The organism is Paenibacillus yonginensis (genome assembly GCF_001685395.1).
In the GTDB taxonomy this organism is placed as follows: Bacteria; Bacillota; Bacilli; order Paenibacillales; family Paenibacillaceae; genus Fontibacillus; species Fontibacillus yonginensis.
Genome location: NZ_CP014167.1, coordinates 3,043,049 through 3,056,234, shown reverse-complemented (window position 1 = coordinate 3,056,234; position 13,186 = coordinate 3,043,049). Strand labels below are relative to the sequence as shown.

The window sequence follows — 13,186 nt, the reverse complement described above, 5'->3', positions numbered from 1 at the left end:
GAACATGAGACTGGACGGCCGCGCTCAGGATGAGCGCAGAGCAATGAAACTTACGGTAAATACGAATAAATATGCGGAAGGCTCCGTCTTCATCGAAGTCGGCGATACAAAGGTTATTTGTACGGCAACGGTAGAAGAACGGGTGCCTCCTTTTATGAAAGGCCAAGGCAAAGGCTGGGTAACCGCCGAATATTCGATGCTGCCGCGTGCGACCCATACCCGTAATCAACGGGAGGCCAGCCGTGGCAAGCTGACGGGGCGTACCATGGAGATTCAGCGTCTGATCGGCAGAGCTTTGCGTTCGGTCGTGAATCTGGAAGCGCTTGGCGAACGTTCGGTGCTGATTGACTGCGATGTGATTCAGGCAGACGGAGGTACGCGGACAAGCTCAATTACCGGGGCTTTTGTAGCAATGACAATGGCGATTCACAAGCTGGCGGTTAAACATAATTTGCCTGTATTCCCGGTTACGGATTATCTGGCTTCCGTCAGCGTTGGCGTGATCGGGGAGCAGCTGCTGCTCGATTTGAATTATGAAGAGGACTCCAAAGCGAAAGTCGATATGAACGTTGTTATGACAGGGCAAGGAAAGTTTGTCGAAGTCCAGGGAACAGGGGAAGAGAATCCATTCTCCCGGGACGAATTAAACGGCCTGCTGGCTCTGGCGGAGAAGGGCATCAGCGAAATGATTACCCAGCAGCGTGAAGCGCTGGGCGCGATAGCAGGCCAAATTGGAGGCGGGACTCAGGCATGACGGAGACGAATGCGATTATCGTATCCACGCGGAACAAAGGCAAGGTTCGCGAGTTTGCTCATGCGCTGGCTTTCTTAGGGAAGCCGGTCAAAAGCATGTACGACTTCCCGGACGTGCCCGAAGTTGTGGAAGACGGGACAACGTTTGCGGAAAATGCCCGCAAGAAAGCCAAAGAGGTCGGCGACCGGCTGGGGCTGCCGGTGCTCGCCGACGACTCCGGCCTCTGCGTAGACCGGCTGGACGGAAGACCGGGCGTCTATTCCGCCCGCTTTGCCGGTGAAGGCGCGAGCGACGAAATGAACAACGAGAAATTGCTGGCCGAGCTGGCTGAACTGAACCTGGGCGAAGATACGGAGCAGCCGCTGCTTAGCCCAGCCCGGTTCGTCTGCAGCCTGGCTTATTATGATCCTGCTTCAGGCAGCTTCGTAGAGGCCGACGGCGAGGTGGATGGCTGGATTACGTCCGAGCCGGCCGGGAGCGGCGGTTTTGGCTACGATCCGCTGTTTTACCTGCCGGAATACGAGAAGACGATGGCTGAACTCAGCCTCGAGGAGAAGCAGGCGATCAGCCACCGCGGCCGTGCGCTGCGAAAGCTTGCGGAGATGCTGGAGAAGCAGACTCAGCAGCTGTAGCGGTTTATCATAACCAAGAGCTATCCCCAGGCATCTTTGCTGTCTAAGGGATAGCTTTTTCTTTTCGCCATCCAGTCCCGCTAACCTGACTTTATTTTTTAATTCTCGGCAGAAATAGGGCCGGGATTAAAGCCAGCACTGAGAAAACAATCGACCAGATAAACGCATGAGCGAACGCAACAGCTAGAGCTTCCGGAGCATGTGACACGATCGAATTCAGCTCGTTCTGCAAAATAATAGCGATAACGATGCGCCGAAGGCACCGCCGATTTGCTGCATAATACGAGTGGTGACGCTGGCATGCGGGATTTGCCTCGAAGAGAGTCCGATATAAGCGGAAGCCATGACCGGCAAGAATACTGCCCCAATCCAGCCGTAACGTTCGGGTTCTGCGTTCTTCATTGGGAAGACCTTGCCATGCCATCAGAATGGCAACCGTGCAGAACGGAATGTTCACCAGGAAGATCCATTCCCAGTTCAGATGAAAGCCAGCATATTTGATTATGTTATTCAGGCTCGAAACCGGCAGCTGTAAATACCAAAAACCAAGGAGCTAAGCGGTATAATTCCGCCTGGCTCCTTGGTTTTTCACGAATATTATACTTTGAGACATACGCTGCATGCGCTCGTATCGTTTAAAGAACGAAGCTCGATTAACGGATGGAAACGTTGTAGTCCTTAAGCCAGCGGTTTACCTGCGTGATGTAGGCGAACAGCTGCGGACCGGACATCAGCTGGCTGAACCACGGCAGATGTGAGGTTGGATCGGTAGTTGCCGCGATTTCGCGCAGCTTCTTGCTGTCGACCAGCGGGAGGATCGGGGATGAAGGATCATCCAGCACGGCCAGCATCTGATTCCGCACGGCATCCAGATAAGCCGGGTTATGTGTTTTAGGATACGGGCTTTTCTTGCGGTACAGCACATCGTCCGGCAGCAGCCCTTCTAGGGCTTTGCGCAGGATGCCTTTTTCCCGGTCGCCGGTCATTTTGATATGCCAAGGGATGTTGAACACATATTCGACCAGCCGGTGGTCGCAATAAGGTACACGTACTTCAAGTCCCGCCCCCATGCTCATGCGGTCTTTGCGGTCCAGCAGGGTAGGCATGAAACGGGTGATGTTCAGGTAGGAGAGCACACGCATTTTGGCGTCGTTGTCGTCTTCGCCTTCCAGGGCGGGAACCTCGGCCAGCGCTTCCTGATAACGTCTTTCGACATAATCCAGCGGCTGAATATGCTCTCTCAGCTCCGGCGACAGCAGCCCGGCGCGGAAGGCGCTGGATACGGACCATGGGAAGGTGCCGGAATCGCGTAATTCTGGACGGTGGAACCAAGGGTAGCCGCCGAAGATTTCATCCGCCGCTTCGCCGGATAGGGCGACGGTGGCTTCTTTTTTAATTTCATGACAGAACAGCAGCAGTGAAGAATCCACATCGACCATCCCCGGCATATCCCGGGTTCTTGTGGCATCATCCAGCGCTTCGACCAGTGAATCGGTGTCAATCAGCACATAATGATGTTCGGTTTGCAGCTCGTCGACCATCCGTTTAATCCACGGTCCGTCCGCTCCCGGCTGGAAAACATGCTCTTTAAAATGTTTGTCGTTGCCCACATAGTCTACGGAGAAGGTGTGGACCTGACCTTGGCCGGTTTGTTTGTAGTAGTTGACGGCCAGCGCGGTAAGGGCGCTGGAATCCAGTCCGCCGGACAGCAGCGTGCACAGGGGCACATCGGAGATCAATTGACGCTCAACCGTATCCGTCAACAGGGCGCGGAGTTTCTCGGCCGTCTGCTCGACATTGTCCCCATGAGCCACGCTTTGGAGCTGCCAATAAGGATAAATCCGCAGCCCGGACTGGCTGTAAATCATCGCATGCCCCGGGCGCAGCTCTTTTAGCTCTTTGTAGACGCCATGGCCAGGTGTACGAGCCGGTCCAATCGCAAAAATTTCGGCCAGTCCTTCCGCGTCCACAGACGCTTCGACTCCCGGGTGTTTAAGAATCGCTTTCGGCTCCGAGCCGAAGACCAGCAGTCCGTCCTGTTCACTGTAGAACAAGGGTTTAACCCCTAGACGGTCTCTTGCGAAAAAAACATGCTGCTTCACGCTGTCCCACACCGCAAACGCAAAAATGCCGTTGAGCCGGTCCACGCAGCCCGGACCCCATTCGGCATAGGAGTGAAGGAGAACTTCAGTATCGCAGGTGGTACGGAAATGATGGCCTCTTTGCTGGAGTTCGCTTTTTAATTCGAGTGCGTTATAGATCTCCCCGTTGTATACGATTGTGAACACAGAGTCCTCATCCTGGAAAGTCATCGGCTGGGCGCCGTTCTCAGGGTCCATAACACTCAGGCGGCGGTGTCCAAAGGCGCAGGGATTGGAAATCCAAGTTCCATGGCCGTCGGGTCCCCGTCTGAACAGGGTTTCGGTCATATTCACCAGAAGCTCGGAATCCTGCGTCAGGTCCCGGCCCCATTCAATAAATCCTGTAATTCCACACATGATTAATGTTCATCCTCTCTTTCAGCCACTCCCTGGTGCGTAGTGATGTCGCCCAAAGTAATAACACATTATGCCGAACAAGGGCATAAAATGTCTGTCCTTTATGGAAACTACATGAGGATGCGTTTGCAATTGAAACCAGGAAAGGGGAAGACAGCATGTACAAAATCACCAACGCAGAGTTCCGCCGGATGACCGATTATAACGGCCAGCGCTGTGCGGAAATTGAGGTCAGCTCCGGCAAAGCGGGCGAGCATGACCTGCTCGTTTATGTAGCCAAGACACCTCAGGGGGCTTACGACATCGTCCACATGTACAGTACCGACATCGATCCGGAAATCGACTGGTACAACAACAATCTGCATAACTCGTACGAAGAAATTTCCGAAGAGGAATTCGGCGCAAGTTTGTCATCGGCAACGCAAACCTCTGAGTTTCATCGTATGCAGTTTAAAGATACGTTGTTCGGGATGAAGCAAATTGCCGCCAAGCTGCAGGAGAACCTCTAAGGAAGGAGAGCCTGTAAATGAAGGAGTACCTCTAAAATTTATCGTAGCTGTACTCTGAACGAAGCCTGCCGCAGAAATATGACTTGTGGAGATTGTCACCGTTCCCGTGCGCAGCACCGCGTTTGGCGGCTGCTGCCTCACGGGCTTATCATCAAAAACACTTGAAATAAATCCAGATTCCGGTATAATAATATACGTTGTCCTTACATATGTCCCAGTAGCTCAGCTGGATAGAGCAACGGCCTTCTAAGCCGTCGGTCAGGGGTTCGAATCCCTTCTGGGACGTCTAGCAAGCTCTCCTTCGGGAGAGCTTTTTTCGTCTCGGGATGAGAACCCCTGGGGGTTCGTCGAAGCGAGGGCACTATGTAATAGGGACTGGGCGAAGTCGCAAGCGAGCAGGATAAATAGACCTGGAAGCAGGATTGAACCTGAGATTTCATACTGACTCCAGGTTTACCAAATCTAAAGGTGGGCGGCATTTACTTGCCCATAAATTACTTAAAAGGTTACTGTAGACGTAAATAAGCAGAGAGCTAAAGAGAATAGACCTCTTAGCGCTCTGCTTAATTTGTAGTACAGCTCGTAATTAAAAGTCTGTAGTGCTTGAAGCTAATTTTCCAAACACTTCTCCGTTTACATTTGTTCCGCCACCACTCCATTGCAGGATATAGTTACCACTGCGCATCCCTTGAGGGTAGCCATCTTTGAAGTTATACCATTCCAGAGAACTACTGGCAGGAATGGTTTTAGAAAAGTAGACTAGTCCACTGTCTGTATGAGTTAGTGTTACATTAACCGAAGCACTGCTGTAATTCTTAATAAGAAATTTAATATGGCCATATCCAGGGTTTATTGTAAAAGGATTTTGAACAGTAGCCGCTCCATTTGCAAGCATGTCGAAGCTTTTATCAACAATAAAAGGGCTAAACAAACCATCTGTACTGTTAATACTATTATTTGATGATTGACTTACTACTGGACTGGATACAGGGACAGAAGTCTTTTCTTGATTAGATGATGCTGCTGATGCAACGGAGGTAGCCAATGCTAAAGATAAAATTGCGAACAAAGCACCCTTTTTCTTCATATGAATTTCCTTTTCTAATTAGTAGTATTTAGATATTAACATAAAATAGATTGTCAACACATTATTGTTAATATCTTTTTTTAATATTATCATATAAGTTAAAAAAGTAATTAATTTCCATATTATTTAAATTACCTTATAAAAACAAAGTAAAAGTAAGAATATAATAACATACATACCTAAAGAAATAGTAAGCTCCTGTAAAGTAAAAGACACTTACTTTTTGCATTCTTGATTTTTCTTTGAAATTATTCATGCGTAAGCTACTTCAGTGCAATTGATTCCTGCCTTTTAACCAAATACAATATCTGTTTTCAAATCTTTAGAAGTTGCCGCCCTGCGGATGGAGCAGTAAAATAAGTCAGTAATGTCACGGGCCCATGCTGCCCGATCCTGTAGGGAAGGTTTTGATTGTAAATGATTAAATGGGCATCACTTCGTTTGAAAGAGCAGCAGCGCTGGCTGCCGCTGGCTCTAATGCTTGTTTTTCCGCTGCTGGGATATTTGTATCATTTTGTGGATCATCCCACAAAACATGTGTATTCTCTGGTTACTGATTTTGACCGTGCGACACCGTTTATCAAATATTTTTCGGTACCCTACGGGATCTGGATTTTTTACATTTATGCTTGTCTGGTCTATTTCTTTTTCAGGGATAGAAAGGCCTACTACCAGTCTATCGTGCTTTATACAGTTTGCGCGCTGACCTGCTACGCGATTTACAGCGTGTTCCAGACGACGGTTCCCCGGCCGGTTGTGAGCGGGAGCGACGTTTTTTCCCGCCTGGTCACTTTTATTTACGACCGGGATCAGCCGTTTAACTGTTTTCCGAGTATTCATTGTTTTTCAAGTTATATGGTTCTGCGGATGATGTTTACCAGTCCTGCGCGCGGCCTGATGAACAGGCTCCTGATCGGGGGAATGTCGATCACCATTATTTGTTCGACCCTGTTTATGAAGCAGCATGTCATCTTGGATGCCCTCTCGGCTTTTGCCCTGGTTGAGTTTTATCGTTTGATTCTCTTCAAGCTTCCGGCCCGTCATGCCGAGCAGGCGGCCTTACGCCGCCGGCAGATGGAGGCATGAGGCAAAATTGTCGTCCGAAAACAGCCAAAAATCGAACTAAATAGAGGTGCCAAGGCACCACAAGGCATTACCAGACGAAGCAGAGGCCAGAGGCCTGCTCCGTCTTTTTTTATGCGTCTCTACATCTCCTGCAAGTTAAACATTCAGCAAACCTTCAGTTTCATTTCAGGAACCATTAATTTCCGCTTTATAGAATAAAGGAACACAATACATACATTTCTGTATAGGGAGAGATGAGGGGCGCCGATGAAAAAAAAGGTATGGATTTGGACAGGGGTTGCTGTTGTGGTGCTGGCATGCGCCGTTTTTGTGTTTCTGCAGTTTTATCCGGGGAAACAAGTTCAGGTACAAGCTGCACCGCAGAGCACGACCACCGTTAAGAAAGGGGATATTACGGTCAGCGTTTCGGGCTCAGGTTCCGTCATAGCCACGGGGCAGGAAAGCGTGCGTCCGAAAGACGAGGGCAAGGTGGACAAGGTGTTGGTCAAGGCCGGCGACGTAGTCAAAAAAGGCCAGCAGCTGTTGACCTACGAGGCAGACGATATTTCCGAGCAGGTCAAGCAGGCCGAATCCAACATCAAGCTGCAGCAATCGGATTTGGAGGATCTGCAGGAACAGTTTAAAGAAAAAGTCCAATCCGGGGCGACCGACGACGAATTAAATGAAGTGAAAAAGTCGATCGAAAAGCAGGAGCTGGATATCAGCAGCGCCCAAGATGATTTGGCGAAAATGCAGGAGGATGCGGCTGCGCCCGATCCGCTGGTGGCGCCGATTGACGGAACGATTACGACGGTTGGCATTACCGATGGGGAGCAGGCCAAAGGCGGCACGGAGCTGTTTGTCATTACGGACTATCAGAAGCTCAGCGTCAAGGTCAGTGTCGATGAGCTGGATATTCCTAAGGTCAAAGCCGGCATGGCGGCTAAGGTTACTCTTGATGCATTGCCCGATCAGACTTTTGATGGCGAGGTAAGCGAAATAGCGAATGAAGGCACCTCTTCCAACGGAGTTTCCTTATTCGACGTTACGATTGCCTTGAAAAATGCGGATGAAGCCCGCGTAGGCATGTCGGCCGAGGCTTCCATTATTATTGAGGAGAAAAAGGACGTGCTTACGCTTCCGATCGAAGCCGTTCAGCAAAGAGGAGACAATTATATGGTCATCCTTCCAACGGGGACAACGGAAGCTGCTTCGGGCACCGAAAGCAGTACGAGCGCAGAAGAAGGCGGGTTCCCTCCAAGCGCCGTAGGATCAGACGGCAGTGATCGGAACGGCGGCGAAAGCGGCCAGAGGGGCGCAGCACAAGCCAGCGGATCCGGACAAGCGCAGAGCGGTCAAACCGCCGGCGATCAGCAGACGGAAAGCCCGAACGGCGGAGCCGCCAGAACGGGAAGGACCTCTGGAACGGCTGGAGGCAGCAGAATCTCCGAGCGCTCTGGTACGGCAGCAAACCGAGGCCAAATGAAACAAATCGAAGTCGGTATCCATGATGAAAGCACGATCGAAATCGTCAGCGGTTTGAATGAAGGCGATGAAGTGGTGGTACCTACGGTTAAAGCCTCGTCTTCGGCAGCAGCAGAAATACAGGGCAATAGGAGTGGTGGTTTCGGAGGCGCTGGCGGCTTCGGCGGTATTGGCGGCGGAGGTTTAACCGGAGGTGGCTTTGGTGGCGGCACTGGCGGGGGAGCCGGCCGTACCGGAGGAGGCGGCTTCGGCGGCGGAGGTGGCCGCTAATGAATCTCATTTTGCCTGAAGAGAAAAAACATCCGCTGATCGAAGTGACCGGCCTGGGACACAGCTACGTGATGGCTGACCAAAAGATGACGGTGCTTAACAACCTTCATTTCAAAATCGAATACGGGGAATTTGTAGCCATCATTGGGCCTTCAGGTTCTGGCAAATCAACCCTTATGAATATGCTTGGATGCCTGGACATCGCCAAAGAGGGGACTTATCTGCTGGACGGTCAAGATGTAAAGAAACTGTCCGACAACCGGTTAGCCAAAATCCGTAATGAAAAAATAGGTTTTATTTTTCAGCAGTTCAACCTTCTGCCCAAACTTTCCGCGCTCGAAAACGTAGAGCTCCCGCTGGTATACCGCGGTATGCCGCACAGGGAGCGGAGGAAAAACGCCGAAGAGTCGCTTGCCAGGGTAGGACTTGGCGACCGGATGCATCACCGCCCGTCTGAACTATCCGGCGGCCAGCAGCAGCGGGTGGCGATTGCCAGAGCTATTGCCGGCAATCCGCCCGTTCTGCTGGCAGATGAACCGACCGGGGCCCTGGACAGCAAAACGGGCGTCGATGTTATGAACAAAATGAAAGAGCTGAATGCCCAGGGGCATACCATCATCCTGATCACGCATGACTTGTCCATTGCTGAGCGGGCGAAGCGGGTTATCCGGATTCAGGATGGCCGGATCGTTGAAGATCGGGGGAATCCGGCATGATGTTTTTTCAAAGCTTTAAAATGGCCTGGAAAGGCATAGCCGGAAGCAAAATCAGATCGTTTCTGACGATGCTCGGGATCATTATCGGCGTATCATCAGTCATTGCGCTCGTATCCGTCGGGAAAGGCACAACTTCGCAAATTACGTCCCAGCTTGAAGGGCTGGGGACAGATCTCCTGACGGTAAACATTATGGGACGGGGCAACACGACTTATTTGACCTATGATGAAGCCGAGGCTTTAGGAGATTTGAATGGAGTCAAACATGTATCCCCGGTGATCAGCGGTTCGATGACAGCCAAACACGGCACTGAAAATACCTCGGTATCTGTAGAAGGCATAACGCCCGCTTACGAGGAGGTCCAGGATTTCCATGTCCAGGCCGGCCGTTATATTCTGGATATTGACAACGGCTACCGGATGAAGGTGGCGCTGATCGGAACGGATACGGCGAGCACTTTATTCGGTACGGAGGACCCTCTTGGACAAACGGTATTGCTCAACGGTTCGCCTTTTAAAATTGTCGGATTGCTGGAGTCCAAAGGCACAAGCCTGACATCCTCCAACAACGATAAAATTCTGATTCCGATCAAGACGGCTGAACGGGTTATGCAAAGCAAAGGGGTACGTTCCATTACGATTCAGGCGGAAAGCGCGGAGCAGGTGGAAGGTGTGAAGACGCGGATTGAAGCCGCACTCGACAAGAAGTTTGAAAATGCGGACAACTCTTATACAGTCTTTAATTCGCAGGACGCCATAGACACACTCAATTCCACGACCCAAACCTTGTCCATCGCCCTAGGCGGCATTGCCGGCATTTCCTTGTTTGTGGGCGGAATTGGCATCATGAACATCATGTTAGTATCGGTGAGCGAACGAACGAGGGAAATTGGAATCCGCAAGGCGATCGGAGCGAAGAAACGGAATATTTTGCTGCAGTTTATGATCGAATCTACCATGCTGAGTGGACTGGGCGGTCTGATCGGGGTTGGCCTGGGTTATGGGGCAAGCGCGCTGGTCGGCCACTATACTTCAATGAACACTTCCGTATCCTTGGGTATTGTCATCCTTTCCTTTGGATTTTCTTTGGTGATCGGAATTGTATTTGGTGTTATACCGGCGAATAAAGCGGCCAAATTGAGGCCGATCTACGCACTGCGGACGGATTGACCAAGCAGCGAAGCAAATCAACAAGCAGGAAGAAGCGCAAAGACACTGGAGACTCGAAAGAGCTCCAGTGTCTTTTTTTGGGAACATGACAAAAATTTTATCCCTTTTTTGGATAGGATTGGTATAGTAGTTGCAGGAATAGCTTTGCTCTATGCAATCAACTTCGGAGGGACGAAGATGAACCGATCTGGGAACAAAGGTTGGGGGTTATGGCTCAATGATAACTTCCGGAAGCTTTGGCTGGGACAAACGATCTCGATGATGGGCTCGCAGGTGACGTTTGTGGCTTTGCCATTAATTGCAGTAACACTTCTTAAGGCGAACCCCATGCAGATGGGGCTGCTGACTGCAGCTTCAACCGCACCGTATTTTCTCGTCGGCTTGTTGGCCGGAGTTTGGGTGGATCGGCTTCAGCGCCTGCCGATTTTGAAGAATGCAAACCTGATGAACGCTCTTCTGCTTAGTTTGATTCCCCTGCTTCATGCTGTGGACTGGCTTACGATAGAATCCCTTTATATTCTTGCTTTCATGACGGCAGCTTGCTCTCTGGTGTTTCAATTTGCTTACCAGTCTTTTCTGCCCTCGATTGTAAGCCGGGAAGAGCTCACCGAAGGCAACAGCAAGCTGGAAGGAACACGGGCGGCGGCGCAGTTCGCCGGACCAACGACGGCTGGCGGCCTTATTCAGGCCTTGACAGCTCCGTTTGCCATCTGGGTTGATGTAGCGACTTATTTGGTATCCATCTGGATCTTCAGACGAATCAAAATCGCAGAGAAGCTGCCGGCTGTTCCCGGCAGAGGCCTCTTGAGCTCCATCAAAAGCGGATTTGTATTCCTGTTCTCGAATCCTTTCCTTAGAACCATTGCTTATTCCACGGCGCTGCTTAATTTCTCCCGCTGTTCCTTTGATGCGGTGTATATGCTGTTTCTGGTGCAGAAGTTGTCCTTGCAAGCGGGTTCCATAGGCTTGATCTACGGGGTCGGCAGCTTCGGGGCCGTGCTGGGCGCTATGCTGGCAGGCCGTCTGGCGGCGAAGACAGGGATCGGCTTAGCGATTGCAGGCTCTTCGCTGCTTATCGGCACGGGTTATTTGCTGGTATCTGCGGCTGCTGGGAATCTGCTGCTCATTCTCCTGCTGCTCATGCTGGCCCAAATGTGCTCCTCTATGGGAAATACCGTGTATTATATTAATCAAGTCAGTTTGAGGCAGGCCGTCACGCCTAATGACAAGATGGGACGGGTTAATTCCGCCCAAACCTTTATTAGCCGGGGAGCGATTCCGCTGGGGGCTTTGCTCGGCGGGGCCCTTGGCACCTGGATCGGCTTACGGGGAACGCTTGTGGTGGCAGGATGCTTGTCGTTGATGACCGTATTTCTCCTGCTTGCTTCGCCCGTGCGGCAGATTCAGCGAACGAGCGATCTCGAGCCGCCAGAGGTCAGCCGGATTGCCTGAGATTCAGGGGAAAGCCAAGGATATAGATAGGATCCATTCTATAAAAAAGCAAGATGCCGCCCTCGAGCCCCGAGGCGGCATTTTGTTTGCTTTGGCTGAATCACTGCATTCAGTCTGAATTTGAAATTTGAACGCTGGCAGCGGAGCTGGACTCGGCTGCGTCCTTGCGTCCGCGGCGAAGAATAAAGCCTAGAACCGCTCCGCCGATGGCGACGAAAGCCATCAGCTTAAAGGTATCGTCAAAGCCCAGCGTCATAGCGCCGGCAGCAGCCTGCTTGAGCGCTTCGGGAGAAGCAGAGGCGGCATTGGCGGCAGCTCCGGCCTGCCCGGCAGCTGCTTTCATTTCATTGACATGTTTGGTGGTGTTGGAGGTCAAAATAGTGACCAAAGCAGCTACGGCCATGGAATTGACCACCTGCTGCATAGCGTTGGTGAGCGAGGTGACCCTTCCAACGAGCTTTTGCGGCGCTTTGTTCAGCAGATGTGTATTCATCGGCATCGACATCATGCCAACGCCTGCGCCGCACATAATCAGCGGCAGGATCAGGTCTTTGCCTTCGGTGGTCAAATCGACCTGCGAATACTGAAACAAAGCCCCCGAGACTAAACTTAATCCGATGACAACCAGCCAGCGGACGCCAATCCGGTCAAACAGAAAGCCGGCAATCGGCATCATCAAACCGGAAGCAATCGCCTGCGGCAGCAGGATCAAACCGGTGTCAAACGCTTCAAAGCCGCGGGCCTGCTGCAGAAACTGCGGCAGCAGGAACAAGGCTCCGTAAAGCGCAAACTGGGCGACCCACTGCACGACAATGCCTACGCTGAAATCGACTGAACGGAAGATGCGCAGCTCCATAAGCGGAGATTTCGCGCGCAGCTCGGTCACCACAAACGCGATCAACGCCAGGGCGCCAACGGCAAGGCCGATGACGGTTTTTTTGGGAGGTCCAGCTGTCCGCCCCCTGATTAATCCCGTAAGAGAGGGAAGCGAAGGCCAGCGGCCCCAGAATGATGCCGAGTTTGTCAAAGCCTGGCACGCTGCTGCGATCCACCCATGGCAGCTTCTTGATGCCGACCAGCACGCAAAGGATGCCGACCGGAATATTGATCAAAAAAATCCAGCGCCACGAATGGTATTCTACCAGCCAGCCGGAAAGCACGGGGCCGATCGCCGGCGCGAACAAGACCGGAATCCCCATAATGCCCATTACAATACCGACTTTCTCCCGTGGGGCGAGCCGATAAACGTAAGCCATAGCTACCGGCAGCACGCAGCCGCCCCCGAGTCCCTGAATAACGCGGAATACGATCAGCAGCTCTGCATTTTGCGGCGTAGCGCATAAAATCGATCCAAGCGTAAACAGGATAACCGCGGTCATAAACACCGTTTTGGCGCCAAAACGGTCGGACAGCCAGCCCGACAGCGGAATAACGGAAGCCTGGGCCAGCATATATCCCGTTACGACCCATTGCAGGGTGGGGAGGGTAGCGTTAAAGTCCGCCACCAGAGTGGACAAGGCCACGTTCATAGCCGTACCGTCGAGAACGA

At 51.7% G+C, this 13,186-nt stretch carries 12 protein-coding genes, 1 tRNA gene and 1 pseudogene; 9 read left to right on the top strand and 5 right to left on the bottom strand.

What is annotated here, in order from left to right; translation table 11 throughout:
- The first annotated feature begins 4 nt into the window (after positions 1–4).
- Positions 5–754 (top strand): ribonuclease PH, encoded by a 750-nt coding sequence (gene rph / locus AWM70_RS13855; RefSeq protein WP_068697320.1) that lies wholly within the window; start codon positions 5–7, stop codon positions 752–754.
- Complete coding sequence (locus AWM70_RS13850) at positions 751–1,386, top strand: XTP/dITP diphosphatase (protein WP_068697318.1); 636 nt, start codon at positions 751–753, stop codon at positions 1,384–1,386. Before rph ends, AWM70_RS13850 begins: the two co-directional genes overlap by 4 nt.
- A 216-nt stretch (positions 1,387–1,602) precedes the next feature.
- On the opposite strand, the gene AWM70_RS23285 is transcribed toward AWM70_RS13850, so the two are convergent.
- Both AWM70_RS23285 and asnB read right to left on the bottom strand, forming a co-directional pair.
- Entirely contained in the window at positions 1,603–1,788 is a 186-nt protein-coding gene (locus AWM70_RS23285) for a multidrug efflux MFS transporter (protein ID WP_151208756.1), read from the bottom strand.
- 251 nt (positions 1,789–2,039) lie between these two features.
- Positions 2,040–3,884 carry an asparagine synthase (glutamine-hydrolyzing) gene (gene asnB, locus AWM70_RS13845; RefSeq protein WP_068697316.1) on the bottom strand — a complete coding sequence of 615 codons (1,845 nt, stop codon included), beginning with the start codon at positions 3,882–3,884 and terminating at the stop codon, positions 2,040–2,042.
- A 158-nt stretch (positions 3,885–4,042) separates the two neighbouring features.
- On the opposite strand from asnB, the gene AWM70_RS13840 reads away from it, so the two are divergent.
- Positions 4,043–4,393, top strand: coding sequence for a hypothetical protein (locus AWM70_RS13840; protein WP_068697314.1), 351 nt, complete (start codon positions 4,043–4,045; stop codon positions 4,391–4,393).
- Positions 4,394–4,604: 211 nt separating this feature from the next.
- A tRNA-Arg gene (locus AWM70_RS13835) sits at positions 4,605–4,678 on the top strand.
- A gap of 301 nt (positions 4,679–4,979) precedes the next feature.
- Here AWM70_RS13835 and AWM70_RS13830 read toward each other — a convergent pair.
- Positions 4,980–5,480, bottom strand: coding sequence for a hypothetical protein (locus AWM70_RS13830; protein WP_068697311.1), 501 nt, complete (start codon positions 5,478–5,480; stop codon positions 4,980–4,982).
- Between the two features lie 417 nt (positions 5,481–5,897).
- Here AWM70_RS13830 and AWM70_RS13825 point away from each other — a divergent pair, with 417 nt between their 5' ends.
- The 5 genes from AWM70_RS13825 to AWM70_RS13805 all read left to right on the top strand — a co-directional run bounded on the left by AWM70_RS13825 (position 5,898) and on the right by AWM70_RS13805 (position 11,637).
- Complete coding sequence (locus AWM70_RS13825) at positions 5,898–6,566, top strand: phosphatase PAP2 family protein (protein ID WP_068697309.1); 669 nt, start codon at positions 5,898–5,900, stop codon at positions 6,564–6,566.
- A 246-nt stretch (positions 6,567–6,812) separates the two neighbouring features.
- Complete coding sequence (locus AWM70_RS13820) at positions 6,813–8,300, top strand: efflux RND transporter periplasmic adaptor subunit (RefSeq protein ID WP_068697307.1); 1,488 nt, start codon at positions 6,813–6,815, stop codon at positions 8,298–8,300.
- On the top strand, positions 8,300–9,016 hold the full coding sequence (locus AWM70_RS13815) for an ABC transporter ATP-binding protein (protein WP_269465770.1): 717 nt from the start codon (positions 8,300–8,302) through the stop codon (positions 9,014–9,016). Before AWM70_RS13820 ends, AWM70_RS13815 begins: the two co-directional genes overlap by 1 nt.
- Complete coding sequence (locus tag AWM70_RS13810) at positions 9,013–10,185, top strand: ABC transporter permease (RefSeq protein ID WP_068697305.1); 1,173 nt, start codon at positions 9,013–9,015, stop codon at positions 10,183–10,185. The genes AWM70_RS13815 and AWM70_RS13810 overlap by 4 nt, the downstream gene beginning before the upstream one ends.
- A gap of 177 nt (positions 10,186–10,362) precedes the next feature.
- Entirely contained in the window at positions 10,363–11,637 is a 1,275-nt protein-coding gene (locus AWM70_RS13805) for an MFS transporter (RefSeq protein ID WP_068697303.1), read from the top strand.
- Positions 11,638–11,746: 109 nt separating this feature from the next.
- Here the strand turns inward: AWM70_RS13805 and AWM70_RS23925 are convergent, their stop codons facing one another.
- Positions 11,747–12,493: an MFS transporter gene (locus AWM70_RS23925; RefSeq protein WP_237167715.1), complete on the bottom strand. Its 747-nt coding sequence runs from the start codon at positions 12,491–12,493 to the stop codon at positions 11,747–11,749.
- 145 nt (positions 12,494–12,638) lie between these two features.
- Positions 12,639–13,166, bottom strand: a pseudogene (locus tag AWM70_RS23920) (MFS transporter); the annotation flags it as partial.
- Between the last annotated feature and the right edge of the window lie 20 nt (positions 13,167–13,186).